Raw genomic sequence first — 24,366 nt, forward strand, 5'->3', positions numbered from 1 at the left:
TTCAGACCCCACCGTTGGCCAGTGGCGCCCTTGCCAGTCGGATTGTCTTCCCCTCAGTCGGGGTGACGCCATCTTCTTTCAGATGGCCGGGTTTGCCGGCTTCGCCGGGCAAACAAAAAAGGGCGCCTCGCGGGCGCCCTTCAGACTGCTGACAAACCTTTGGGTTTACCCAAATAGGCAACACCCATGCCAAAACAGGCGGACAAAGGGAACGACTCCGCCGACCGTTGGCGCCAGGGATGGCGCCGTCGAGCCCCCATGGGGCGAGCTTGCTCGCCGTGACGAGCCATTTGGGCCTGACCGAACATCCAGTGAATGTTCGCAGCAGGCCGAAATGGTGAGTGTCTGGCCCCACGGCGAGTCGGTGGAGGTGGCCCTTTGGCCGCCCCGTACTGGTGGAGCAAGCGACTTTTTCATCAAACTAAAGGGCGCCTCGCGGGCGCCCTTGTCGTTATCCAGAACCTGATGCGCTTATTCGCCGTAGGCCTCGGTGGGCAGACAGCTGCAGAACAGGTTGCGATCGCCGTAGACATCGTCGATGCGGTTGACGGTGGGCCAGAACTTGGAGCGGCGCACCTCGGCGGAGGGGAACACCGCCTGCTCACGGCTGTAGGCACGGTTCCACTCGGCGTCCATGACGTCGTCCTGGGTATGCGGCGCATGGACCAGGGGGTTGTCTTCCAGGCTCCACTGACCGCTCTGCACCTGGCGCATTTCCTCGCGGATCTGCTTCATGGCATGGATAAAGCGGTCGATCTCCACCTTGGACTCGGACTCGGTCGGCTCGATCATCAGGGTGCCGGCCACCGGGAAGCTCATGGTCGGTGCATGGAAGCCGTAGTCCATCAGGCGCTTGGCCACGTCCATCTCGCTGATGCCGCACTCTTCCTTCAGCGGGCGCAGGTCGACGATGCACTCGTGGGCCACCCGGTCGTTGCGGCCGGTATAGAGGATGGGGTAGTCCTCGGCCAGGCTCTTCATCAGGTAGTTGGCATTGAGGATGGCCACCTGGGTGGAGCGCTTCAGGCCTTCGTCGCCCAGCAGGGCGATGTACATCCAGCTGATCGGCAGGATGCTGGCGGAGCCGAACGGTGCGGCGGACACGGCGCCGTTGTTGCGGCTTTCCTTGCCGGTCTTGACCACGGCGTGGCCGGCCACGAAGGGGGCCAGGTGCGCCTTGACGCCGATGGGGCCCATGCCGGGACCGCCGCCGCCGTGGGGAATGGCGAAGGTCTTGTGCAGGTTGAGGTGCGACACGTCGGAGCCGATAAAGCCGGGTGAGGTAATGCCCACCTGGGCGTTCATGTTGGCGCCGTCCATGTACACCTGGCCGCCGAAGCCATGCACTATCTCGCACACTTCGCGGATATTCTCTTCATAGACGCCGTGGGTCGACGGATAGGTGGCCATAATGCAGGACAGGTTCTCGCCCGCTTCCTCGGCCTTGGCACGCAGATCCGCCATGTCGATGTTGCCCTGCCTGTCGCAGGCCACCACCACCACCTTCATGTTGGCCATCTGGGCCGACGCCGGGTTGGTGCCGTGGGCGGAGCTCGGGATCAGGCAGATGTCACGGTGACCTTCGCCCCGGGATTCGTGGTATTTCTTGATGGCCAGCAGGCCGGCGTATTCGCCCTGGGCACCGGAGTTGGGCTGAATGCAGATGGCGTCATAACCGGTGACTTTGACCAGCCAGTCTTCCAGCTCGGCGATCATGGTCTGATAGCCCTGGGTCTGATCCAGCGGCGCAAAGGGGTGAATTTGCGCAAACTCGGGCCAGCTGATGGGCACCATTTCGGCGGTGGCATTGAGCTTCATGGTGCAGGAGCCGAGCGAAATCATGCCGTAGTTGAGGGCCAGATCCTTCATTTCCAGCTTGTGGATGTAACGCAGCATCTCGCTTTCGGAGTGGTACTGGTTGAACACCTCGTGGCCGAGGATGGCCTCGTCGCGCAGCAGGGCGGCGGGGATGGAGCCGGTGCCCTTGGCGGCAACGGCGTCCAGCGCCTCCACCTCCAGGCCGTGGCCCCGACCCAGGAAGATATCGAACAGCTCGGCCACGTCGGCACGGGTGGTGGTTTCGGACAGGGACACGCCCAGGGCGCCGTCCAGGTCGGTACGCAGGTTGACGCCGGCGGCCAGGGCGCGGGCAACGATGGCGTCCTTGTCGGCGGTGTCAATGGTCAGGGTGTCGAACCAGGTGTCGTGCTTGAGCGCAACGCCCTTGGACTTCAGCCCCAGGGCCAGGATGTCGGTCAGGCGATGTACCCGCTCGGCGATGCGCTTGAGGCCTTGTGGGCCGTGGTACACGGCGTAGAAGCTGGACATGTTGGCCAGCAGCACCTGGGCGGTACAGATGTTGGAGTTGGCCTTTTCCCGGCGGATGTGCTGCTCGCGGGTCTGCATTGCCATACGCAGGGCCGGACGACCACGGGTATCCTTGGACACGCCGATGATACGGCCCGGCAGAGAGCGCTTGTGCTCGTCGCGGGTAGCGAAGAAGGCGGCGTGGGGACCACCGTAGCCCATGGGCACGCCAAAGCGCTGGGCGTTGCCCAGCACCACGTCGGCACCCAACTGGCCCGGGGCTTTCAGCAGCACCAGGGAGAGGATATCGGCGGCCACGCAGGCAATGCCCTTGCCGCTTTGCACCTTGGCGATCAGATCCTTGAGGTCGCGGATCTGGCCAGTGGTGGACGGATACTGGAACAGGGCGCCGAACAGCTCGTGCTCCACCACGGCAGCGGCGGGGGCGATGATGATTTCGAAGCCATAGTGCTCGGCGCGCTCGCGCACCACGTCGATGGTCTGGGGATGGACGTCATCGGCGATAAAGAAAGCGTTGGCTTTCTTGTTCTTGCTCACCCGCTTGGCCAGGGCCATGGCCTCGGCGGCGGCGGTGGCCTCGTCCAGCAGGGAGGCGCTGGCCAGGGGCAGGCCGGTGAGGTCTTGCGTCATTTGCTGGAAGTTGAGCAGCGCTTCCAGGCGGCCCTGGGCGATTTCCGGCTGGTAGGGGGTATAGGCGGTATACCAGCCCGGGTTTTCCAGCACGTTGCGCTGAATGACCAGGGGCACATGGGTGTCATGATAACCCATGCCGATATAGCTTTTGTTCACCTTGTTCTGGCGGGCCAGGGATTTCAGGTAAGCCAGGGCTTCCACCTCGGTGCGGCTGGCGCCGATACCGAGCGGCTTATCGTTCAGTATGCTCGCGGGCACGGTCTGGCGAATGAGATCGTCCAGGGACTCGGCGCCGACCACCGCCAGCATCTCGGCCACTTCCTGCTCGGAGGGCCCGACATGGCGGCCGATAAATGCGTTGTTCTGCTCAAGTTCTAACAAAGACTGGGTCATTTTCTTTCACTTCCTTAATAGGCCGGCAGCAGAGGGGCTTCCGGACCGGCAATGCGGCAGTTCAGAGGAGGACAAAGGGAACGGCTCCGCCGACCGTCACCTGCCAGGGGGCGCAAAGCGCCTTGCACCGCCGCCAGCATCGCGGAGCGATGATACGGCGGTTTCTGCAACCCGGCAGGTGCGAGCGTACAGGGAGGTATTCACAGCGTGTCGGCGGAGCTGGCCCTTTGGCCGACCTGCAGCGAAAGTTCAGGCTTTGTCGATACTATAAGCCCCCAAAAAGGGGGCTTGGGATCACTCTTCCTCGATGCTGTTCTCGTATCCTTCGGCATCCAGCAGCTCGTCCAGATCGGACTCGTCGGCCAGCTTGATCCGGAACAACCAGCCGTCACCGTAAGGGTCGGAGTTGACCAGCTCGGGGCTGTCTTCCAGAGCCTCGTTCACGGCAATGACTTCGCCGCTCACCGGCGCATAGATGTCGGAGGCAGCCTTGACCGACTCGGCCACGCAGCAGTCTTCGCCCACATCCAGGGTGCGGCCCACATCGGGCAGCTCAACAAACACCATATCACCCAACAGGTCCTGCGCATGCTCGGTGATGCCGACCACGGCCTCGCCATTCCCTTCCAGACGAACCCATTCGTGAGAGCGGGCATACTTCAATTCACTGGGGATATTGCTCATCAGTTGTTCCTCTTGATTCTCAAAACTCGGCGACCGCTTGGCCGAAACGTACAAAGCTCGGCTTCACTACGGAGACCGGCATCCATTTCTTACGCAGTTCCACTTCCGCATTGGCGCCTATGGAGCGCGGTACCCGCGCCAGGGCAATGCTGAAACCCAGTGTAGGCGAGAAGGTGCCGGAAGTGATAACGCCCTGTTGCTCATGCCCCTGCTCATCGGTAAACCGCACCAGGGTGCCGGCGCGCAGCACGCCCTTGTCCTTCATTACCAGACCCACCAGCTTGGGCTGGTCGCCGGCCGCCCGCTGGGCTTCCAGCGCCTGGCGGCCGATAAAGTCGCGCTCGGCGGGTTCCCAGGCGATGGTCCAGGCCATGTTGGCGGCAAGCGGGGAAACCGACTCGTCCATATCCTGGCCGTAGAGGTTCATGCCCGCTTCCAGGCGCAGGGTATCCCGGGCGCCCAGGCCACAGGGACGCACACCGGCGTCTTTCAGCGCATTCCACAGGGCGGCGGCTTCATCGGTGGGAACCACGATTTCATAGCCGTCTTCCCCGGTGTAGCCGGTGGTGGCGATAAAGAGAGAGCCGGCCTGTACCCCGAAGAAAGGCTTCATGCCTTCCACCGCGGCGTTCTGCTCGGCGCTGAACACGGTGGCGGCCTTGGCCTTGGCGTTGGGGCCCTGCACCGCGATCATGGCCAGTTCGGGCCGCTCGGTGAGGGTCACCTCGAAACCGGCCGCCTGTTTGGCCATCCAGGCCAGGTCCTTCTCGCGGGTAGCCGAGTTGACGATCACGCGGTAATCATCGTCGGCGAAGTAATAGGTGATCAGATCATCGATGACCCCGCCCTGTTCATTGAGCATGCCACTGTACACCGCCTTGCCGGACTGGGTCAGGCGGGCGACGTCGTTGGCCAGCAGTTTCTGCAGGAAGGCCTTGGCCTGGCTGCCTTTGATGTCGACGATGGTCATGTGGGAGACGTCGAACATGCCGGCGTCCTGGCGCACGGCATGGTGTTCTTCCAGCTGGGAACCGTAGTTGATGGGCATTTCCCAACCGTGAAAATCCACCATCTTGGCACCGGCTTCCAGGTGCTGGGGGTGCAAAACTGTTTGCTGAGTCATGGCGCTTCCTTTTGATTCAGGCCTGGCCTGTAAGCGATAATCCGGTATTGCCCCCTGATTATACCCATACAAGGCCCGGATAAAACCGAAGCACACTTAAAAAAAACTTATCGTTTGTTGGGAGAGGTTAAAATGTGAACCCGAACACGATAGCTGTTTCAACGAAAGAAAACGCTTTCTTTAGCCACAAAGCCTGAAAATTAACAAAAATTTAATATTTAATGTATTTAAACACGGCTTGCCAAGCATAAGCACCAAATTTTCACCGACAAAGACCGGGGAGTAGCCCACAGAAAAACTAATCAACAATCATGGTCGGATTAGTTTTTCTCAACACTTGTTCCCGCCTGTCCGAGATGGCCAAGACCCAGCGCCTGGGCTGCCAGCTGGCGCTTGAGCGGGGTCAGCCTGTCGGTCAGGCCCAATCCCAGGGTCCTCAGCCCGTGCCACAGTGGATGGGTCGTGCCGAACAACCGCTTCAACCCTTCCATGGCCACCAGCAGGGTGGCGGCTTCCGCCTTGCGCGCGCGTTCAAAGGCCCTCAGTCCGGCCAACTCGCCGATATCCCGCCCGTGGCGGTGCAAACGAATCAGGGTCTCGGCCAGGGCCTGTGCGTCCTGCAAGCCCAGGTTGACCCCCTGCCCCGCCAGCGGATGTATGGTGTGGGCAGCATCGCCGATCAGCGCCCAGCGCGGACCGCAGAACTGCTGGCTGAAACGGGCCCGCAGGGGGATCGCCATACGCGGTCCCAGCACAGTGCACAAGCCCAGGCGCAAATCGAAGGCATGGGACAACTGCTTGTTGAACTCGGCCTCGGGCAACGCCGCCAGGGCCTCGGCCCGTTCCGGAGAGCAGGACCAGACGATGGAGCACTGGTGCGCATCCGCCAGCGGCAGGAAGGCCAGGATGTCGTCGCCACGGAAGATCTGGCGGGCGGTCTGGCGGTGGGGCTCGGCGGTGGCCACGGTGGCCACCAGGGCGCTGTGGTCATAGTCCCACTCGGTCATGCCCGGCTGCAGCTGGCCGCGCAGCCAGCTGCGGGCACCGTCGGCCCCCACCAGCAAGCGCCCGGTAATGGGGGTACCGTTGTCGAGCAGCACAAAAGCGCCCTGCTCGCTCACCGACAGCGACGCCGCTCGGGCCGGCATATGCAGGCGAATATGGGGACATTGCCGGGCCCGGGCCAGCAGGGATTGCTGCAGCAGGCGGTTTTCCACTATGTGGCCCAGCTCGGGCTGGTGCAGCAAGTCGGCGGAAAAGCCGATACGGCCCGGGCTGTCCGCCTCCCATACCTCCATTTGCCGGTAGGGACCGAGCCGGCCGCTGGCGGCGGGCCAGGCATCCAGCCGCTCCAGCAGGGTGCGCGACGCCAGGTTGATGGCGCTGACCCTGTGGTCGGGGATGGCAGGTAGGGTGTCGTCTTCCGGCTGCCCTTCAATCACCGCCACCCTGAGTCCGCTGTGCTCCAGCGCCAGGGCCAGGCTGAGCCCGACCATGCCGCCACCGATAAGGATGATGTCCGCCGCTTGCATTATTACCTCTTGCCCATGGCCCGCCAGGCCAGTTGACTCTTGAAGGAGGGGCAGGCCGCCATGGCCATCAGCCCCAGGTTGCGCCCGGCCGCCAGGGCCGGGTGATCGCTGGAAAACAGCAGCGCCAGGGCCGTGGTCAGGCCGACAATGCCGGCCTGATCCGGCTGCCGCTCCCGGCCATAGGCCGACAGCACCTCATGACTACCGAGATCCTGTCCGCCGGCCAGCGCCTGCGCCAGGTGCTCGACCAGGGCAGCCACGTCGCGCAGCCCCAGGTTGAAGCCCTGACCGGCAATAGGATGCAGCAGGTGGGCGGCATTACCGAGCAGTACTACCCTGTGGTGCCAGGGACGGGGCAGTTCATCCAGGACCAGCGGATAGCTGTGGCGCTGGCCGGCGCGGGTAAACCGCCCCAGCCGGTAGCCGAATTCCTGTTGCAGGGCAGCCAGGAAGGCGTTGTCGTCCATGGCCATCAGGGCCCTGGCCCGCTCGGGGGCCGCGCACCAGACCAGGGAACTGCGTCCCTGGCTCATGGGCAGCAGGGCGAGGGGGCCGCCGGGGGTGAAGCGTTCGAAGGCCCGTCCCCGGTGAGGCTCGGCGCTCTCCAGGTTGGCAATCACGGCGCTCTGGCCATAGTCAAGCCGGCGACCGGGCAGCGACAACTGCTGGCGTACCCTGGACAGGTTGCCATCGGCAGCCACCAGTAAAGAGGTGGTGCAGACGCTGCCGTCGTCCAGGGTCAGCACAACCTGCCCGGCATGCTGGGTAAAGTCGGTGATCCTGGCCGGACACAGCAAGCGGAGATGGGGCCGCCCGCTCATTTGCCGGTACAGCCACTGTCCCACCGGGGCCAGCTCCACCACATAGCCCAGGGCCGGCACCCGGTACTCAGTGGCCGTCATTTCTACCCGGCCAAAATGTCCCCGGTCGGATACCTGGATCCCGGTGATGGGGGTTGCCAGCGTAGCCATGCCCGGCCACAGGCCAAGGCGTTCCAAACGCTCGCGGCTGTGCCAGGCCAGGGCAATGCTGCGGGCATCAAAGCCCGGATGGGCGTCAAAATCCGGGGAAGCGGCCTCGATGACGGCAATGGCCAGGGGACTGCCGTCGGGCCGGCGCAAATCGGCCAGCCCCAGCGCCAGCACGGCACCGGCCATGCCGGCGCCATTGATTACCACATCATAGTGAGTCATCACGTTTCGTTGTCCGTAAAGGATCAGTGCAGGGTGGGACGCCGGGGCGCAGGTTCTCCCTTGCCGAATTCCTCGAATGCCAGGGTAGCCCCCAGCTTGAGATGCTCGTACAACACCACGAAGGCCGCTTCGCTTTCTTCGTCTTCCTGCTCGAATTCGGCGGACACCTGGGTGATGCTGCTGATATCCTGGATCATTTCGCGCAGCTCGGGCGACGCCTTGTTCAGCTCCTGCTGCACCACGCCAAAGCCGGCCAGGAAGGCCCCGGCCCATTCCATCATGGCGTCCAGACGATCGTCGAGGGGGTCGTCGTCCACGGGCAGCAGCAGTTCGAAACGCTGTTGTCCCAACAGATCCTCGTATACCCGGTAGAACAGCAGGTTGACCGCTTTTTTCAGCTCGGCGGGCAGACCGAAGCCGTCGTTGAGCAGATCATTGAAGTGCTGCTGCCAGCGCACGTCGTCCTTGGCCATGCCGCCGCAAATCAGGCCGCAGATGACACCGTGCACCTCGGCGGCGGTAGCCACCATGTTGTGTTGTTCCAGCAGGGTGGCGAGGGCGTCATAATTGAGACGGGCGTTGTCGTTCATCATTTACTCGATAGGCGAAATGGTGGCTGAGATTATCCCGGATCCTAGCACCGCCGCCGGGCTCAGGCCAGCAACCCCTTGAAACTTCTGGAGCGCCACTATATAGTCGCCACAATTTTATTGCCTATTGCAAGCCACCTGAGGACCACATGACCACAGCGGCAATCGACATCGTTATTCTCGGGCGCCCATACAAGGTGGCCTGTCCCGTCGGGCAGGAAGCGGCATTGCATCGGGCGGCGAGCATGCTCAACGAACGCATCCGCAATTTTAAGGACAGCGGCAAGTCGGCATCCACTGAGCAAATCGCCATCATGCTGGCCCTGAATGTCTGCCACGAGCTTGAGCTTGAAAAGGACAAGAACAATCAGTACGCTGATGCCATGGACAAGCGCATCAAGATGTTGCAGCACACCATAGAGGATGCGTTGGCCAGCAAGGTAGGCTGAACGCCGCCACAAGTTTTGTTTTCCCTGGGGTGTCCGTCAGTGGGTGGCGTCCCTGAGCCGATATCAACAGCACAGGAAAGCCGCGTTGTTTGCTATTGAGCAAGCTCGGCCCGACCGAGACGCCTGCGGCAGATACCGGGTTTCCGCCTTGAACCATAGGGTTCAAGGACTAACACCTGCAACGGCACCCCGGGGACCCTTCTTACCCAGATCACCAGGCATGTCGCCATGACCCAGCAACAACCCAACAATCCCCTGCACGGCATCACTCTGGAAGCCCTGCTGACCGAGCTGGTTGAACGTTACGGCTGGGAAGAGCTGGCCCGGCGGGTCAATATCAACTGCTTCAAGCAGGATCCCAGCATCAAGTCCAGCCTCAAGTTCCTGCGCCGCACCCCCTGGGCCCGCACCCAGGTGGAAGCACTGTACCTGCGCCTGAAAAACAGCCCCTGGCATCCCTGAGCCCCTTTGCCTTGCCGGCAAAGAGTGCGATACCCTGCGGCCTGTGTTTTTTACCGGAGCCCGCCATGACTGACAGACACCAGATCCGCCAGCAGATACGCCAGGCCCGCCGCCGGCTGACCACGGCCGAACAGGACGCCGCGGCCCGCACCATAGCCCAGCGGGTGGCCGGCACCCCTCACCTGGCCTCGGCCCGGCGGGTGGCACTGTACCTGGCCAACGACGGCGAACTCGACCCCCAGCCGCTGATCGACTGGTACTGGTCCCGGGGCACCCAGGTCTACCTGCCGGTGCTGCATCCTTTCAGCCCGGGCCACCTGCTGTTTTTGCGCTACGCTCCGGACACGGCGCTCATCGCCAACCGCTTCGGCATTCCCGAGCCCCGGCTCGATGTGCGCCTGCTGCTGCCCAAGGCGGAGCTGGAGCTTATCTACACCCCGCTGGTGGCCTTCGACGCCGCCGGCAACCGCATGGGCATGGGCGGCGGCTTCTACGACAGGACCCTGTCCGGCTGGCACCGGGGCCAGGGTCCGCGCCCGGTGGGCCTGGCCCACGACTGCCAGCAACTGGCCGCCATTCCCACCGACCACTGGGACGTGCCCCTGCCCGAGTTGCTTACCCCGAGCCGGCACTGGCGCTGGTAAAAGCCCCATGCAAGCAGGGCCGCCTTTGCTATAATGCGCGGCACTTTTGCAGGAGACAGCACAGCCATGACACAAGACGAAATGAAAAAGGCCGCCGGCTGGGCGGCACTGGAGTACGTAACCCCGGGCACCCTGGTGGGCGTGGGCACCGGCTCCACCGTCAACCACTTTATCGACGCCCTGGGCTCCATCAAGGACCAGATCAAGGGCGCCGTGTCCAGCTCCGAGGCTTCCACCGCCCGGCTGCAGCAACTGGGCATCGAAGTCTTCGATCTCAACGAGGTCGGCGAGCTGGCGGTCTATGTGGACGGCGCCGATGAAATCGACGGTTCCATGGCGATGATCAAGGGCGGCGGCGCGGCCCTGACCCGGGAGAAGATCGTGGCCGCCGTGGCCGACAAGTTCGTGTGCATCGTCGACGGCAGCAAAACCGTCGAGGTGCTGGGCGCCTTCCCGCTGCCGGTGGAAGTGATCCCCATGGCGCGGGAGTACGTGGCCCGGGAACTGGCCAAGCTCGGCGGCCGCCCCGTCTACCGGGAAGGGGTGGTTACCGACAACGGCAACCAGATCCTGGATGTGCACGGTCTCAAGATCACCGATCCCAAGGGCCTGGAAACCCGCATCAACGCCATCGTCGGCGTGGTCACCAACGGCCTCTTCGCCGAACGTGGCGCCGATGTGCTGCTGATCGGCACCCCCGAGGGCGTGGTGCGCAAGGGCGCCTGAGGATCGGCGTTGCCCTGCGGGACCGGCCTTCAGCTCAGCAGTGCCACCGCCTTGATCAGGGCATAACAGCCTTGTCCTTCCGCCAGCCGCAATTGGCCGGCGGAATAGGCGGACACCTCGGCCAGCAGGCCCTGGCCGTCGGCCAGCTCCCCGCTCACCAGCACCCGGCCTTCTTTGGCCGGATGCAGCCGGCGGATCCGCATCGGCAGCTGGTTGAGGATGGAGACCCCGTCCAGCGGCGCCAGCGACAGGCTGACGTCCGACGCCAGTATCCGCAACCGGGCCCGGGTCGGCTGCCGGCGCAACGGCTTGACCAGCCAGAGCCGCTGCCCGCCGAAATCGAAGGGGGTCCGGCCATCGTCCAGCCCCGGCCCTATCACCCCTTCCAGAATGCTGGCCGCCCCTTCCTCGACGAAGAGCGGGGAGTCCGGCCGGGTCAGGGCGTCGCGCAGACTCTCGATACGCTTGATCCGTCCCCGCTCCATCAGGATCACCCTGTCCGCCAGCCGCTCCACCTCTTCCGGCGCGTGGGTCACGTAAAAGATGGGCACCCCGCTCCGGGCGGCCAGCTCCTCGAGATAGGGCAGGATCTCCTGCTTGGCGGCCCGGTCCAGGGCCGACAAGGGTTCGTCCAGCAGCAGGATGCGGGGGCTGGTGAGTAAAGCACGCCCTATGGCCACCCGCTGGCGCTGCCCTCCCGACAGTTCGTGGGCCCGATGTCCGAGCAGGGGCGCCAGCCCGAGCCAGTCGATCACCGTTTGCGGCGCGAGCTGGCGCTCTGCCGGCGGCAGCCGTTTCCAGCCGTAGTCGAGATTGCCCCGGGCCGACAGATGGGGAAACAGGCTGGCTTCCTGGAACACATACCCCAGCCGGCGTCTATGGGTCGGCAGCCGCCGCTGGCCGTCCTGCCAGCACTCCTCTCCCAGCCGGAGCCGGCCCTGGCACGGCTCCAGGCCGGCCATGGCGCGTAACAGTGTGGTCTTGCCGCAGCCGGAAGGCCCGAACAGCACCGTCACCCCCGACAACGGCACCTCGAACCCGACCTCCAGGGAAAACGCCCGGCGCTGAAGGGTGAATTCGGCTCTGAGCATCATGGGTGCACCACCGCGAAACGGCGATTCAGCACATAGACCAGCATCAGGATGCTGAACGACAGCACCAGCAGGATGCCGGACAGCAGATGGGCCTCGGCGTACTGCAGCGTCTCCACATGATCGTAGATGGCAATGGAGATCACCTGGGTCACCCCGGGAATATTGCCGCCGATCATCAGCACCACGCCGAATTCACCCAGGGTATGGGCAAAACCGAGCACGATGGCGGTCAGGAAGCCGTTGCGGGCCAGCGGCAGCACCACGGAGAAGAAGCAGTCCAGCGGGGAAGCCCGCAAGGTGGCCGCCACCTCCAGGGGACGCGGTCCGATGGCGGTGAAGGCCCCCTGCAGGGGCTGCACCACGAACGGCAGGGAATAAAAAACGGAGCCGATCACCAGGCCGGTGAAGGTAAAGGCCAGGGTACCCTCCCCCAGGGCCCGTGACAGGGCACCGAGGGGCCCACTCGGACCCAGTGCCAGCAACAGGTAGAAACCGAGCACGGTCGGCGGCAGCACCAGCGGCAGGGCCACCACCGCCTCGATCAGGGCCTTGTAGCGCCAGCGGGTCTGGCTCAGCCACCAGGCCAGCGGCGTTCCGATGACCAGCAACACCAGCACCGTCACCCCTGCCAGTCGCAGTGTCAGGCCGAAGGCGGCCATATCCTGGGGAGAGAGCATGCCGCCTCCTCAGTGCAGGTGCCGGGCGATAGGTGCCCCGGCTTCGGCACCGTAACCGTAGGACTCGATCAGCTCGATCGCTTGCGGGCTGCGCACATGGTCGAGCAGGGCCCGGGCCGCTTCGGTATCCTTCAGTAGCACTGCCTGCTGTATTATGGGGGAATAGAGCGCGTCGGGCACCTGCCAGTATGAGCCGTCGGCATACTCACCCTGCCGGTACACCTGCGCCTTGGCCACGAAGCCGAGCTGAGCATTGCCGCTGTAGACATACTGATAGGCCTGGCCGATGTTTTCGCCGCGCACCGTTTGCGTCCGCACCTGGTGCCACAACCCCAGATGTTCCAGCACTTCCCGGGCGGCCCGGCCGTAGGGCGCCGTGGCCGGATTGGCAATGGACAGAAAACGGAAGCGCTGCTCGCGCAGGGCAGACTGGTCCTCGTCGATATAGTCCGGATCCGGGCTCCACAACACCAGCTTGCCCAGGGCGTAGGTAAAACGGCTGCCGGGCACCGCTACTCCTTCCTGCTCCAGCAGCAGCGGGCGAGCTTCGTCGGCGGAGAAGAAAGCGTCAAAGGGGGCCTTATTCTTGACCTGCGCATAAAGCTTGCCCGTCGCGCCGGAAGACAGGATCACCTTATGCCCGGTCTCCGCTTCGAACTGCCGGGACAACTGGGTCATGACATCGATAAAATTGGTGGCGACGGCCACCCGCACCTCTTCTGCGGATAACGGCAGCGAGGCCAGTAATACGGCCAGGCTCGCCCTCTGAATATATTTACCCATCGTCATCTCCCGGATGGCTATATATTTATCTATATAACGAAATCCAGCTTATCGCTATATATAAAAAGATACAACGATTGTCCAACTTCGCCTGTACCAGGATCCCGTCAGCCGCCACAATAGGCCCGCTATCGATACGAGGACACGAAATGGATCTGGAGCTGTTACTGAGCCTGCACCGCGAGGGTAGGCTGTTCGTCAACCCCAAGCGCATCCGCCTGCTGGAATGCATTCGCGCACAGGGCTCCATCAGCCAGGGCGCCCGGGCCGCCGGCATCAGCTACAAGTCGGCCTGGGATGCGGTACGCGAGATGAACGAGCTGGCCGGACAGTCGGTGGTGGAGAGCGAGGCCGGCGGCAAGGGCGGCGGCGGCGCCCGCCTGACCCCCTATGGCGGACGGCTGCTCAAGATCTACCATCTGCTGGCCCGGATAGAGCGGATGGCAGTGGACGCCCTGCAGGACGAGGCCGCCTCCCTCGACAGCCTGCTGGCGGTGGTGGCGCGCTTCGGCCTGCAGACCAGCGCCCGCAACCAGTTTTTCGCCCGGGTGGAAGGACTGGATCCGAGCGATCTCAGCCGCAAGGTCCGGCTGCGGCTGGACGGCGGCGCCCTGCTTTACGCGGACATCACCGAACAAAGCTGCCGGCGGTTGGGGCTGGAGCCGGGCAAGGAGGTGCTGGCGCTGGTCAAGGCGCCCTGGGTCGCCGTTGAAACGGCACCGGCCGACGACGCCCGCAACCACCTGGCCGGCACCATCGTCGAGGTGGCCAGCGGCGAGCAGTTCAACGAAATTACCCTGCGGCTGGATCAGGGCCATGAGATCCACGCCCTGCGCCCAGCGCAGGAACCCCTGCCCGCCCCGGGCAGCCGCGCCTTCGCCTGCTTCGCCCCCGACCAGGTGATCCTCGCCACCCTGGGTTAAAAAACAGCTGGAAGACGTAAGCTGGAAGCTGGAAGTAAAACCATTTTGCCTGCAGAGCCGGCGTCGTACCCGTCAATATTGAGGTAACGGAGGTACGGCACCACATAAACAAAAGCCGGAAGCCAAGTCTACCCACCCACTCGGTCTGATTCCGGCTTCAAGCTTCAAGCCTCAAGCCTGACTCTTGGTCACAAGTCCGACTGTCTGATTTGACGCAGATAAGAGGCAACAGGGCCACCTCCGCCGACACGCTGTGAATACATCCCTGTACGCTCGCACCTGCCATCCCTGGCAGGTGACGGTCGGCGGAGGCCATCCCTGTTGCCTCTTGCCAGCCCCGCTGCCGCCTGAAGGTGGTGCCAACAGGCGGCTGCGGGGCGACAGGGAGGGCAAAGGGCGCAGCTCCGCCGGCCCTCCGCGCCAAGGAGGGCGCGGCGGAGCCTCCAGGGACGGATTCACGGCGTGCCGGAGGAGCTGTGCGCTTTGGCCGATGTTTTGTCTGATCGAAAGTCAATAGAAACTTGTGACCAAGAGCCAGGCCTCAAGCCTCAAGCTTCCGGCTTCAGAGCATTCTGCGGATCACATAGTGCAGTATGCCGCCGTGGCGGTAGTAGGTGAGTTCCTCCCCGGTGTCGATACGGCAGCGCACCGGGATCTCCCGCTCCTTGCCGTCGGCGTCCGTTATCTCCACCGTCAGCGTCTTACCGGGCGTCAGCTCGTTCAGGCCGCGGATGCCGAGCCGCTCGTCTCCTTTTAGCCCCAGGCCGGCGGCACTGTCGCCACCGGTGAACTCCAGCGGCACCACCCCCATGCCGATCAGATTGGAGCGGTGGATGCGCTCGAAGGATTCGGCGATCACCGCGCGTACGCCCAGCAGGCGGGTGCCCTTGGCGGCCCAGTCGCGGCTGGAGCCGGTGCCGTACTCCTTGCCGGCCACCACCACCAGGGGCACACCCTCCTCCTGGTAGCGCATGGCCGCGTCATAGATGGCCAGTTGCTCACCGCTGGGATAATGGCGGGTCTCGCCCCCTTCCACCCCGTCCAGCATCAGGTTGCGGATGCGGATATTGGCGAAGGTGCCGCGCATCATCACCTCGTGGTTGCCGCGCCGGGAACCGTAGGAGTTGAAATCCTGCGGCTCCACGCCGAGGGACGCCAGGTAGCGCCCCGCCGGACTGTCGGCCTTGATGTTGCCCGCCGGAGAAATATGGTCGGTGGTGACCGAGTCTCCCAGTATGGCCAGCAGCCGGGCGTCCTCGATGTCCGCCACCGGCTCGGGCTCCTTGCCCATGGTCTCGAAAAAGGGCGGATGGCGGATATAGCTGGAGTCCGGCTGCCAGTCAAAGGTGCTGCCGCCGGTAACCGCGATGGCCCGCCAGCGCTCATCGCCTTCGAACACCTCGGCATATTCCTTGCTGAACATCTCGCTGTTCACCTGCTCCACCGCCTTGGTGATGGCCTGCTGGCTGGGCCAGATATCCTTGAGGTAGACCGGTTTTCCGTCCTTGCCGGTACCGAGCGGATCCCGGGTCAGATCCACCTTGATATTGCCGGCCAGGGCGTAGGCCACTACCAGGGGCGGCGAGGCCAGCCAGTTGGCCTTGACCAGGGGATGGATGCGGCCCTCGAAGTTGCGGTTGCCCGACAGCACGGCCGACACGGTAAGATCCTCCCGCCGGATGGCCTGCTCGATGGGATCGGGCAGGGGACCCGAGTTGCCGATGCAGGTGGTGCAGCCGTAGCCCACCAGATAGAAACCCAGACGCTCCAGCCAGGGCATCAGGCCGGCTGCCTTCAGGTAGTCGGTCACCACCTTGGAGCCCGGCGCCAGGGAACTCTTGACCCAGGGAGCCCGGGCCAGGCCCTTCTCCGCCGCCGCCTTGGCCAGCAGGCCGGCGGCCATCAGCACGCTGGGGTTGGAGGTATTGGTGCAGGAGGTGATGGCGGCAATGACCACGGCGCCCTCTGGCAACCGGTACTGTCGGCCGTCGAGGGAGAATTCGGTGCCGGCAGATGGCTGACTGGCCCCCACCGCCGTCTGCCCGCCTTCGCTTTCCAGCCGTTTTTTCTGCTCCGGTGCGACCTGCCGGCCCAGACCGAGTTCAAACGCCGCAGGCACCCGCGACAGCGGCACCCTGTCCTGGGGCCGCTTGGGTCCGGCCAGGCAGGCCTCCACCTGACCCATGTCCAGGCTCAGGGTGTCGGTGAACACCGGCTCGTCGCCGGGGTGGCGCCACAGGCCCTGGGCCTTGCAATAGGCTTCCACCAGCGCGATATGCGCTTCGTCGCGACCGGTCAGCCGCAGGTAGCGCAGGGTTTCCTCGTCCACCGGGAAAAAACCGCAGGTGGCGCCGTATTCCGGCGCCATGTTGGCGATGGTGGCCCTGTCCGCCAGGGGCAGGCTCGCCAGGCCGTCGCCGTAGAATTCCACGAACTTGCCGACCACCCCTTTCTTGCGCAGCATCTCGGTGACGGTGAGCACCAGATCGGTGGCGGTGATGCCCTCGCTCAACTGGCCGCTAAGCCTGAAACCCACCACTTCGGGGATCAGCATGGACACCGGCTGGCCCAGCATGGCCGCCTCCGCCTCTATGCCGCCCACCCCCCAGCCGAGCACGCCCAGGGCGTTGATCATGGTGGTGTGGGAATCGGTGCCCACCAGGGTGTCGGGGCAGACGAGGGGGTCGCCCTCACCGGGCAGGCGCCATACGGTCCGGCCCAGGTATTCCAGGTTGACCTGGTGGCAGATGCCGGTACCGGGCGGCACTACCCGGAAGTTGTCGAAGGTCTGCTGGCCCCAGCGCAGGAAGGCGTAGCGCTCGCCGTTGCGGGCCATTTCCAGGTCCACGTTGGTAGCGAAGGCCTGGTCGTCGGCGAAGGCATCCACCATCACCGAATGGTCGATGACCAGATCCACCGCCGTCAGCGGGTTGACCTTTTCCACTTCGCCGCCCAGGCGTTGCACGGCTTGGCGCATGGCGGCCAGATCCACCACCGCCGGCACCCCGGTAAAGTCCTGCATCAGCACCCGCACCGGGCGAAAGGCGATCTCCCGCTCGCTGGTACCGCCGTTCAGCCAGTCGGCCATGGCGGCAATATCGTCCGGGCCGACGCCGTCCTGGCCCTGGTGGCGCAGCAGGTTCTCGGCGAGCACCTTGAGGGACTTGGGCAGGCGGGCCAGGGCCTTGCCCCCGGGCGCCCGATGCAGACTGTGGTAAAGGTAAGTATGCTGGCCCAGTGAGAGCCGGTCGGTAAAGACATTGGCTGTATCGGAAGACATGGTTCCTCCTTCGTTACAGAGCATGGACGGCCCGCCGGTGGCTTGCCATTAGGTTACAGATCAATTATTTAGGCACAGATTTCGGTACAACGCAAAAGCCGGGGCGATGGCGGCGTTTCCCGCCTATACTGTCGGCCGGATCAAAAAAACATGTTTTGCCCCGGTAGCGGTATTTTCCCGCTGGCGCAGACCGGGCAGATAGCGTAGATAGTGGGCCTGATTTCGCCCCTCCGGGCCCCAGGATAGAGAGCCGCTCCTTAACCATGAATATTGCCATTCTTTCCCGCAATGCCTCCCTGTATTCCACCCGCCGCCTGCAGGCCGCCGCCGAGGCCCGGGGGCACAAGGTCACCATCATCGATGCCCTCAAGTGTTACATGAACATCAACGACAACCAGCCCTCCATCCATTATCAGGGCCGGGAGCTGGATCGGTTCGACGCCATCATTCCCCGCATCGGCGCCTCCATTACTTTTTACGGCACTGCGGTGCTGCGCCAGTTCGAGATGATGGGCTGCTATCCCCTCAACCACTCCGCCGCCATCAGCCGCTCCCGGGACAAGCTGCGCTCGCTGCAGCTGCTGTCCGGCCAGGGCGTGGGCATGCCGGTTACCGGTTTTGCCTGCAAGCCCGATGATGTGCCGGACCTTATCGACATGGTGGGCGGCGCCCCCCTGGTGATCAAATTGCTGGAAGGAACCCAGGGTATCGGCGTGGTGCTGGCAGAAACCCGCAAGGCGGCGGAAAGCGTGCTGGAGGCCTTTATGGGACTCAAGGCCAACATCATGGTGCAGGAATTTATTGAAGAAGCGAACGGCGCCGACATTCGCTGTTTCGTGCTGGGCGACAAGGTCATCGCCGCCATGAAGCGCCAGGCCCGGGAAGGCGAATTCCGCTCCAACCTGCACCGGGGCGGCGAAGCCACCCTGGTGCGCATCACCCCGGAAGAGCGTAAAACCGCCATCGCCTCGGCCAGGGCCATGGGCCTGAACGTGGCCGGAGTGGATTTGTTGCGCTCCAAACGCGGCCCCCTGGTGATGGAGGTCAACTCCTCTCCCGGGCTGGAAGGCATCGAGCAGGCCACCGGCAAGGACGTGGCCGACCTGCTGATTCAGTACATCGAAAAACATGCGCACCGCAAAGTCAAAACCCGGGAGCGCGGCTGATGGCGCCTTTTGTCATCGCCGGCCAGGAAGTGCCCGCCGGCAGTCGCCGCGTTATGCAGCTGGCCCTGGCCCAGCTCTATACCCAGTCGCCGCTGACGGTGCCGCTGGAGGTGGTGCACGGTCGCCAGCCCGGCCCAGTGCTGCTGATCTGCGCTGCCATTCACGGCGACGAGCTGAACGGCATCGAGATCGTCAACCAGGTGCTGGCCCGGATCAACCCGGTCCGGCTCAGGGGCACCCTGGTGGCGGTGCCCGTGGTCAATGTGTTCGGCTTTATCCACAAGTCCCGCTACCTGCCGGACCGGCGCGATCTGAACCGCTGCTTCCCCGGCTCGGAAAAGGGCTCCCTGGGCTCCCGGGTGGCCCATTTTTTCGTGGATGAAATCGTTAGCAAATGCAGTCATATCATCGACCTGCACACGGGCGCCATCCACAGGTCCAACCTGCCCCAGATCCGCGCCAAGCTCGATTGTCCGGTGACCCGGCAGATGGCGGAAAGCTTCGCCACCCCCATCATTCTCGATGCCAGCATCCGCGACGGCTCCCTGCGGGCGGTGGCCGAAGCCGCCGGCGTCCCCGTTATCCTGTACGAAGCCGGCGAGGCCCTGCGCTTTGACCCCCTGCCCATCAAGGCCGGAGTCCGCGGTGTCATCAATGTGATGCGCAGCCTCGGCATGCTCAAGGCCGCTGCCGGCAAGCCCAGGGTCACTCCCATGATCGCCCGCTCCAGCACCTGGATACGGGCCGAACAGGATGGCCTGCTGCACCTTAAGGCCCGCCTCGGCGACCGGGTTCGCAAGGGAGAATGTCTGGGCACCATCAATGCCCCCCTGGGTAGCGCCGCATTCGACATCACGGCGCCACGCAGCGGCATCGTCATTGGCTGTCTGACCATGCCGCTGGTCAACGAAGGAGACGCGGTCTGCCACCTCGCCCTGTTCGATGAAATCAAACAGGCCGAGCTGAGCGTGGAGCGTTTTGTGGATGAGCTGGATATCCGGCCGGAACTGATGTAATCCAGGCACACCATAGACCAGGTACAAAAAAGCCCGGAGTCCCGGGCTTGCAGCGGTTTAGTGCAGGATACGGGCGCGGATGGTGCCGTTGATGGCCTTGAGTTTCTCCAGGGCCTGCTCGCTCTGGGCCGTTTCCACATCGATCACCACATAACCGATTTTCGGCGACGTCTGCAGATACTGGGCCGCGATGTTGATATCATCACCGGCAAAGGCCTGGGCGATCTGGCTCAGGATACCGGGTTTGTTGTAGTGGATATGCAGCAGCCGGCTGGTGCCCGCATGGCTTGGCAGCGACACTTCCGGGAAGTTGACCGCCGACAGGGTAGAGCCGTTGTCGGAGTACTTGATAAGCTTGCCGGCCACTTCATAGCCGATGTTTTCCTGGGCTTCCTGGGTAGAGCCGCCAACATGGGGTGTGAGGATAACATTGTCGAACTCCCGCAGCGGCGTCACGAATTCCTCGTCATTGGACTTGGGCTCGACCGGGAACACGTCGATGGCGGCACCGGCAATATGCTTGCTGCGCAGGGCGCCGGCCAGGGCATCGATGTCTACCACTGTGCCGCGGGAAGCATTGATCAGGATGGCGCCCGGCTTCATCATCGCCAGCTCCTCGGCCCCGATCATATTCCGGGTCTGGGGAGTTTCCGGTACGTGCAGGGACACCACGTCGGACATGTTCAGCAGCTCTTCCAGGCTGGCAACCTGGGTCGCGTTGCCGAGCGACAACTTGTTTTCGATATCGTAGTAGAACACCTGCATGCCGATCCCCTCGGCAATAATGCCAAGCTGGGTACCGATATGGCCATAGCCGATGATGCCGAGCTTCTTGCCCCGCGCCTCAAAGGAATGGGTGGCGGTTTTCTGCCACACGCCCCGGTGCGCCAGGGCATTACGCTCGGGGATGCCACGCAGCAGCAGCAGCAGTTCGCCCAGCACCAGCTCGGCAACGCTGCGGGTATTGGAGAAGGGGGCGTTGAACACGGGGATACCGCGAATTTCCGCCGCAGACAGGTCGACCTGGTTGGTGCCAATGCAGAAGCAGCCGATGGCCACCAGTTTGTCCGCGGCATCCAGCACGGCGTCGGTCAGTTGGGTGCGGGAGCGGATACCGATAAAATGAACGTCTTTGATGCGTTCTTTAAGCTCATCTTCTGCCAGGGAGGTCTTGAGGTAGTCGATATTGCTGTAACCGGCCATTTTGAAAGATTCAACAGTGCCGGGATGCACGCCTTCCAACAATAAAATTTTAATTTTTTCTTTATCTAAAGAATAGTTAGCCATTACCTGGTCCTTTATGACAGCTGCGTGATACGGCCATAAAGTATCAAAAACATCGGCTTTAGGGAATTTCTGTAATCAAGGTCACGTTTTTTGAAGTTATAAATTTTTTTTTAACCGGTTCCGGGCATGTTGGCCCGCCAATCGGCACCGGACGGGAGACCTCCCGGTCTCCCTGCCACGGGTTTATTTGAGGGTAAATACCACCTGAACCGAGTCATGGAACTGGATTTCGTTTTGTACGTAGGTGGCGTCGAGGCTCTCGGCCGAAGCGGCCTTGGCCATCATGCCCATGGGCCTTGGCAAAACAGGCCCCTGGGGCTGGTATTCGATGGCGTAGACGTCGTCCAGAGCGCGTCCGAAACCGGCAGCCAGCTCTTCGGCCAGGCTTCTGGCCTCGGCGATGGCCTCCTGTCTCGCCTGACGGCGGACTTCCTCTTCATTCTGCAGGCCATAACTGATCTGCTGGATATTCTGGATGCCCTGCTCGAGGATCTTGTTCAAGGCCTGGCTGAGCACATCCAGATCGTGCAACCGCACACTGATCTGACGTTCGGCCAGGTATCCCCTGAGCTCCGGTGCTGCCCCATTGCCCGGGTAACGGTAATCGGGGCGGGTGATGACGTTGCCGCTGTCGATATCCTCCTTGCCGATACCAAGGCCCGCCAGGCTGCTGAACAGGGCCGCGACCTTGGTGTCGACCTCTTCCTTGGCGGTGCGACTTTCTTCCTGGAGCGCCGTTACCGACACCGATAGGGTCGCCATGTCCGGCTGGGTTCGGATTTCCGATTGTCCCTGGGTAACCAGGTGGGGTGCATCGGGGACGCCGATAGCAGACACAACCGGACTGAACAACAGCGGCAGCAAGGGCAGGCTGATGGAAGAAAAAATACGCATGGGGATGCCTCTGTAATGGAAATGACCTGACTTCTGACCCGCACGAAACCAATCGGTTCAGTCATGATGACTATACACCGTCAGCCAGTTGACTACATCGTCAAGCAGCTCGTTGGTGGGCAGGGACATGTCGGCCGGCGCCGCAGGCAGTACCTCCCCGGCCAGGACCGTTTCATCGAGGATCTCGTCAATACCGGGCAGTACCAGTTCATCCACCTCCTCCTCTGCCGGCGGCGGCAGCTCGGCCAGCCAGAACGCCTCCTGATCCAGCAGGTCAGCCTCCCCAAACATGGCGAGCGGGGTACCGGTTTCGTCCAGCAGCACTATGTCCCCTCGCGTGCTGCTGCCGGCCAGGAACCACTGCTGATGCTCAAAATCGATGGAGAAGGCGCCGACTGCCTCGCCCTCGCCATCGAACAGTTCAACCTGCTCCAAAGCCTGGCCGGACATCGGCCAGGGGGCATTGATGCCATCATCGACCAGAATATCCCGGCCGTCCCAGTGGTAGCCGACACCCTGCAACAACACAGTGGTAACCCTGCCCATGGTACCCCCCACCGGCGCAACGACTCTCGCTCGCCGTTACTTGTCCACGATCAGCGACTGATCATCCAGCATGGCATCGATCAGCGCATTGCTGTTGCCGACCCCGTAGGCCGCCAGCAGATCCACATCCTCGAAGCGAATTTGCTGCGCCGCCATCCCGTTGCCGGCCGGGGAGATGCTCAGCAGGGTATCTCCGCCCTCCTGGCTGAAGCTCAGGTAGTCGGCAATATTGCCCGTCTCCTCATCGGCCAGCAATTCGCTCAGATCGAGCGTGTCCACTCCTTTCTCGAAGTCCTTGATGACGTTCATCGACCCCTCGTCCGCCTGGGTAAACAGGAAAGTATCCTCGCCCTGGCCGCCGACCAGGATATTGTTGCCCAGGCCCCCGTTCAGGCGGTCATCCCCGTCGCCGCCATAAAGGATATCGTCACCTTCGGCACCAATCAGGATGTCATCTCCCGCCCCGCCGAGCAGGGTTTCCCCCAGCTCGGTGACCGCGGTCAGGGTTTCTCCGCCATCGCCGGCCTGCTGTACCACATGGCTGTCGGGGCTCAGTTGGATGCTGATTCCGTCCTCTATCACCAGGCTGTCACCATCGGCGTCGCTGATTTCCAGATCAAAGTTCATGTCTACCGCGTCGCCCGGGGTAAAGGCCAGAGCACCAAAGCCCCCCACCGCGAACTTGTTGCCGCCGGCATTGTGGAACTCCACGCTGTTCAGACCATCAAGGGTCGACACCCCCAGTTCGGTTCCGTCCCTGACCTCGCCCACCGTGACTTCGCCATTGTCAAAACTGACCGTGAAAGTATGGCCGCCGACGACATAGCTGCCCGAGCTGGTTACCGACAGCTCGACATTGTTGTACACAATAAACAGCCGGACTATGGTGTCCTTGGCGGAGTTCCCCACCAGGGTATCGGTGTCGTTATCGTCATAAGCGATCACCTTGACAGTGGCCCTTTGATTATTGTTCATCCCTGTAATCAGGGCGCTGGCACCGTTCACATTGTAGTGTTCGCTGAAGGAGTAAGGGGTACCACCGCCGCCACCGCCGGAAGAAGGGTTGCCGCTGACCGAGTTAACAAAGTCCACCCGCATCGCCTGATTGATATCGATGCTCGGCCCGCTGCCAACCCCACCGTAATTGGCATTGGTATTCACGGTGCTGGCACCGATGGGCGTCAACAACACGTCGAAGTCGCTGGCATTGGGATCGTTGAAGTAGGCATAGGCGCTATTGCCCCCGATGAAATCATAGCCGCTGTCCCTGACCGAAAACTCGCCCGCGCCGCCATCCACCTGGCGATGCAGGATAAAGTCATACTGATCCAAGGCGGTATTCAAATCCCCATCCAGGCCGAGATTGATGGTAAACACCTTGCTGTTGAGCACCTCGTTCGAGCCGGCGTCGGTGCCACTGGCATAGGTGGATCCCACCAGCGTCTTGCCGTCCGTGGAAAGGTACAGGTAAATAATGGAGCCGTTGGAGGTAAAACCACTGTCACTGCCGTTCACAACCGAAAAACGCAAGGTCCCGCCCTGATCGGCCCCGAAGTTGTCATCAATATTGCCATCCAGGTCAAGCCGTTTGCCAAGAACGCTGGTATTGGCGACGTTCAGCAGGAAAGACATTTCCGGAGTGATCAGACTCGGCACGTCGTCCGAGACCGACAGGCTCACGCTGCCGCTCGCCTCGTCCCCGTCCTGGTCGGTGGCCACCACCGCCACCGTGCCCAGCGACTGCACGTCGTCCGCATCGATGCCCGGGTGCTGGCCGTAGGCGCTCAGCAGCGTCGCCGTCACCGTCGCCTCGGTGTTGTCCGCCGACGCCACCAGGCTCAGCCGCACCACCGGCTCGCCGTTGTCCCGGCCGACAATTTCGCTATCAGACACCCGCTCCCAGCTCAGGCTGGCATGCAGGCCCGACAGATCGTCACTGAAGG

General features: G+C 63.1%; 21 protein-coding genes and 1 other RNA gene. 8 read left to right on the forward strand and 14 right to left on the reverse strand.

Translation table 11 applies throughout. From position 1 onward, the window contains the following. Positions 1 to 471 precede the first annotated feature (471 nt). The 6 genes from gcvP to C7I36_RS16300 all read right to left on the reverse strand — a co-directional run bounded on the left by gcvP (position 472) and on the right by C7I36_RS16300 (position 8,476). Positions 472 to 3,354, reverse strand: a complete 2,883-nt coding sequence (gene gcvP / locus C7I36_RS16275; RefSeq protein ID WP_106454736.1) for an aminomethyl-transferring glycine dehydrogenase — start codon at positions 3,352 to 3,354, stop codon at positions 472 to 474. Between the two features lie 294 nt (positions 3,355 to 3,648). Further along, positions 3,649 to 4,038: a glycine cleavage system protein GcvH gene (gcvH, locus tag C7I36_RS16280; protein WP_106454737.1), complete on the reverse strand. Its 390-nt coding sequence runs from the start codon at positions 4,036 to 4,038 to the stop codon at positions 3,649 to 3,651. A 19-nt stretch (positions 4,039 to 4,057) separates the two neighbouring features. Further along, a complete protein-coding gene (gene gcvT, locus C7I36_RS16285) occupies positions 4,058 to 5,161 on the reverse strand; it encodes a glycine cleavage system aminomethyltransferase GcvT (protein WP_106454738.1) in 1,104 nt (367 codons plus the stop codon). A 320-nt stretch (positions 5,162 to 5,481) separates the two neighbouring features. Further along, positions 5,482 to 6,693, reverse strand: coding sequence for an FAD-dependent monooxygenase (locus tag C7I36_RS16290; RefSeq protein WP_106454739.1), 1,212 nt, complete (start codon positions 6,691 to 6,693; stop codon positions 5,482 to 5,484). A gap of 2 nt (positions 6,694 to 6,695) precedes the next feature. Next, positions 6,696 to 7,886 (reverse strand): 2-octaprenyl-6-methoxyphenyl hydroxylase, encoded by a 1,191-nt coding sequence (ubiH, locus tag C7I36_RS16295; protein ID WP_106454740.1) that lies wholly within the window; start codon positions 7,884 to 7,886, stop codon positions 6,696 to 6,698. A gap of 23 nt (positions 7,887 to 7,909) precedes the next feature. Then, positions 7,910 to 8,476, reverse strand: a complete 567-nt coding sequence (locus C7I36_RS16300; RefSeq protein ID WP_106454753.1) for a UPF0149 family protein — start codon at positions 8,474 to 8,476, stop codon at positions 7,910 to 7,912. Between the two features lie 149 nt (positions 8,477 to 8,625). On the opposite strand from C7I36_RS16300, the gene zapA reads away from it, so the two are divergent. From zapA to rpiA, 5 genes are all read left to right on the forward strand, one after another. Next, positions 8,626 to 8,925 (forward strand): cell division protein ZapA, encoded by a 300-nt coding sequence (gene zapA / locus C7I36_RS16305; protein WP_106454741.1) that lies wholly within the window; start codon positions 8,626 to 8,628, stop codon positions 8,923 to 8,925. Between the two features lie 18 nt (positions 8,926 to 8,943). Further along, positions 8,944 to 9,125: non-coding RNA, 6S RNA (gene ssrS, locus C7I36_RS16310), on the forward strand. A 28-nt stretch (positions 9,126 to 9,153) separates the two neighbouring features. After that, positions 9,154 to 9,387, forward strand: a complete 234-nt coding sequence (locus tag C7I36_RS16315) for a VF530 family protein (RefSeq protein ID WP_106454742.1) — start codon at positions 9,154 to 9,156, stop codon at positions 9,385 to 9,387. Positions 9,388 to 9,452: 65 nt separating this feature from the next. Beyond that, positions 9,453 to 10,031, forward strand: coding sequence for a 5-formyltetrahydrofolate cyclo-ligase (locus tag C7I36_RS16320; RefSeq protein ID WP_106454743.1), 579 nt, complete (start codon positions 9,453 to 9,455; stop codon positions 10,029 to 10,031). Between the two features lie 66 nt (positions 10,032 to 10,097). Next, entirely contained in the window at positions 10,098 to 10,757 is a 660-nt protein-coding gene (rpiA, locus tag C7I36_RS16325; protein ID WP_094037897.1) for a ribose-5-phosphate isomerase RpiA, read from the forward strand. A 29-nt stretch (positions 10,758 to 10,786) separates the two neighbouring features. Here rpiA and modC read toward each other — a convergent pair whose 3' ends face one another. The 3 genes from modC to modA are packed head-to-tail and all read right to left on the reverse strand — an operon-like array spanning position 10,787 to position 13,311. After that, the gene (gene modC, locus C7I36_RS16330) at positions 10,787 to 11,851 is read right to left on the reverse strand and encodes a molybdenum ABC transporter ATP-binding protein (RefSeq protein WP_245880147.1); all 1,065 of its coding nucleotides are present in this window, start codon (positions 11,849 to 11,851) and stop codon (positions 10,787 to 10,789) included. Then, positions 11,848 to 12,528 carry a molybdate ABC transporter permease subunit gene (gene modB / locus C7I36_RS16335; protein WP_106454744.1) on the reverse strand — a complete coding sequence of 227 codons (681 nt, stop codon included), beginning with the start codon at positions 12,526 to 12,528 and terminating at the stop codon, positions 11,848 to 11,850. The genes modC and modB overlap by 4 nt, the downstream gene beginning before the upstream one ends. A gap of 9 nt (positions 12,529 to 12,537) precedes the next feature. Next, a complete protein-coding gene (gene modA, locus C7I36_RS16340) occupies positions 12,538 to 13,311 on the reverse strand; it encodes a molybdate ABC transporter substrate-binding protein (protein WP_106454745.1) in 774 nt (257 codons plus the stop codon). 149 nt (positions 13,312 to 13,460) lie between these two features. Here modA and C7I36_RS16345 point away from each other — a divergent pair, with 149 nt between their 5' ends. Beyond that, positions 13,461 to 14,234, forward strand: coding sequence for a TOBE domain-containing protein (locus C7I36_RS16345; protein ID WP_106454746.1), 774 nt, complete (start codon positions 13,461 to 13,463; stop codon positions 14,232 to 14,234). A gap of 562 nt (positions 14,235 to 14,796) precedes the next feature. Here the strand turns inward: C7I36_RS16345 and acnA are convergent. Beyond that, positions 14,797 to 17,514: an aconitate hydratase AcnA gene (gene acnA, locus C7I36_RS16350; protein ID WP_106454747.1), complete on the reverse strand. Its 2,718-nt coding sequence runs from the start codon at positions 17,512 to 17,514 to the stop codon at positions 14,797 to 14,799. 263 nt (positions 17,515 to 17,777) lie between these two features. On the opposite strand from acnA, the gene rimK reads away from it, so the two are divergent. Together rimK and C7I36_RS16360 are read left to right on the forward strand one after the other, a co-directional pair. Then, positions 17,778 to 18,680: a 30S ribosomal protein S6--L-glutamate ligase gene (rimK, locus tag C7I36_RS16355; protein ID WP_106454748.1), complete on the forward strand. Its 903-nt coding sequence runs from the start codon at positions 17,778 to 17,780 to the stop codon at positions 18,678 to 18,680. Next, positions 18,680 to 19,696, forward strand: a complete 1,017-nt coding sequence (locus C7I36_RS16360; protein WP_106454749.1) for a succinylglutamate desuccinylase/aspartoacylase family protein — start codon at positions 18,680 to 18,682, stop codon at positions 19,694 to 19,696. The genes rimK and C7I36_RS16360 overlap by 1 nt, the downstream gene beginning before the upstream one ends. Positions 19,697 to 19,753: 57 nt before the next feature. Here the strand turns inward: C7I36_RS16360 and serA are convergent, their stop codons facing one another. From serA to C7I36_RS17900, 4 genes are all read right to left on the reverse strand, one after another. After that, positions 19,754 to 20,983 carry a phosphoglycerate dehydrogenase gene (serA, locus tag C7I36_RS16365; protein ID WP_106454750.1) on the reverse strand — a complete coding sequence of 410 codons (1,230 nt, stop codon included), beginning with the start codon at positions 20,981 to 20,983 and terminating at the stop codon, positions 19,754 to 19,756. Between the two features lie 183 nt (positions 20,984 to 21,166). Next, entirely contained in the window at positions 21,167 to 21,877 is a 711-nt protein-coding gene (locus C7I36_RS16370) for an SIMPL domain-containing protein (RefSeq protein WP_106454751.1), read from the reverse strand. A 57-nt stretch (positions 21,878 to 21,934) separates the two neighbouring features. Continuing rightward, positions 21,935 to 22,423: a hypothetical protein gene (locus C7I36_RS16375; protein ID WP_106454752.1), complete on the reverse strand. Its 489-nt coding sequence runs from the start codon at positions 22,421 to 22,423 to the stop codon at positions 21,935 to 21,937. 36 nt (positions 22,424 to 22,459) lie between these two features. Then, positions 22,460 to 24,366: type I secretion C-terminal target domain-containing protein (locus C7I36_RS17900; RefSeq protein WP_146137352.1), on the reverse strand; the 1,907-nt coding region annotated here is incomplete at its 5' end.

The sequence above is a fragment of the Zobellella taiwanensis genome (assembly GCF_003012795.1).
Lineage (GTDB): Bacteria > Pseudomonadota > Gammaproteobacteria > Enterobacterales > Aeromonadaceae > Oceanimonas > Oceanimonas taiwanensis.

What these genes read in the sequence shown, in the direction of transcription:
- gcvP (WP_106454736.1), bottom strand. Translation starts at nt 3,354, where the DNA reads ATGACCCAGTCTTTGTTAGAACTTGAGCAGAACAACGCATTTATCGGC.
- gcvH (WP_106454737.1), bottom strand. Translation starts at nt 4,038, where the DNA reads ATGAGCAATATCCCCAGTGAATTGAAGTATGCCCGCTCTCACGAATGG.
- gcvT (WP_106454738.1), bottom strand. Translation starts at nt 5,161, where the DNA reads ATGACTCAGCAAACAGTTTTGCACCCCCAGCACCTGGAAGCCGGTGCC.
- C7I36_RS16290 (WP_106454739.1), bottom strand. Translation starts at nt 6,693, where the DNA reads ATGCAAGCGGCGGACATCATCCTTATCGGTGGCGGCATGGTCGGGCTC.
- ubiH (WP_106454740.1), bottom strand. Translation starts at nt 7,886, where the DNA reads ATGACTCACTATGATGTGGTAATCAATGGCGCCGGCATGGCCGGTGCC.
- C7I36_RS16300 (WP_106454753.1), bottom strand. Translation starts at nt 8,476, where the DNA reads ATGAACGACAACGCCCGTCTCAATTATGACGCCCTCGCCACCCTGCTG.
- zapA (WP_106454741.1), top strand. Translation starts at nt 8,626, where the DNA reads ATGACCACAGCGGCAATCGACATCGTTATTCTCGGGCGCCCATACAAG.
- C7I36_RS16315 (WP_106454742.1), top strand. Translation starts at nt 9,154, where the DNA reads ATGACCCAGCAACAACCCAACAATCCCCTGCACGGCATCACTCTGGAA.
- C7I36_RS16320 (WP_106454743.1), top strand. Translation starts at nt 9,453, where the DNA reads ATGACTGACAGACACCAGATCCGCCAGCAGATACGCCAGGCCCGCCGC.
- rpiA (WP_094037897.1), top strand. Translation starts at nt 10,098, where the DNA reads ATGACACAAGACGAAATGAAAAAGGCCGCCGGCTGGGCGGCACTGGAG.
- modC (WP_245880147.1), bottom strand. Translation starts at nt 11,851, where the DNA reads ATGATGCTCAGAGCCGAATTCACCCTTCAGCGCCGGGCGTTTTCCCTG.
- modB (WP_106454744.1), bottom strand. Translation starts at nt 12,528, where the DNA reads ATGCTCTCTCCCCAGGATATGGCCGCCTTCGGCCTGACACTGCGACTG.
- modA (WP_106454745.1), bottom strand. Translation starts at nt 13,311, where the DNA reads ATGGGTAAATATATTCAGAGGGCGAGCCTGGCCGTATTACTGGCCTCG.
- C7I36_RS16345 (WP_106454746.1), top strand. Translation starts at nt 13,461, where the DNA reads ATGGATCTGGAGCTGTTACTGAGCCTGCACCGCGAGGGTAGGCTGTTC.
- acnA (WP_106454747.1), bottom strand. Translation starts at nt 17,514, where the DNA reads ATGTCTTCCGATACAGCCAATGTCTTTACCGACCGGCTCTCACTGGGC.
- rimK (WP_106454748.1), top strand. Translation starts at nt 17,778, where the DNA reads ATGAATATTGCCATTCTTTCCCGCAATGCCTCCCTGTATTCCACCCGC.
- C7I36_RS16360 (WP_106454749.1), top strand. Translation starts at nt 18,680, where the DNA reads ATGGCGCCTTTTGTCATCGCCGGCCAGGAAGTGCCCGCCGGCAGTCGC.
- serA (WP_106454750.1), bottom strand. Translation starts at nt 20,983, where the DNA reads ATGGCTAACTATTCTTTAGATAAAGAAAAAATTAAAATTTTATTGTTG.
- C7I36_RS16370 (WP_106454751.1), bottom strand. Translation starts at nt 21,877, where the DNA reads ATGCGTATTTTTTCTTCCATCAGCCTGCCCTTGCTGCCGCTGTTGTTC.
- C7I36_RS16375 (WP_106454752.1), bottom strand. Translation starts at nt 22,423, where the DNA reads ATGGGCAGGGTTACCACTGTGTTGTTGCAGGGTGTCGGCTACCACTGG.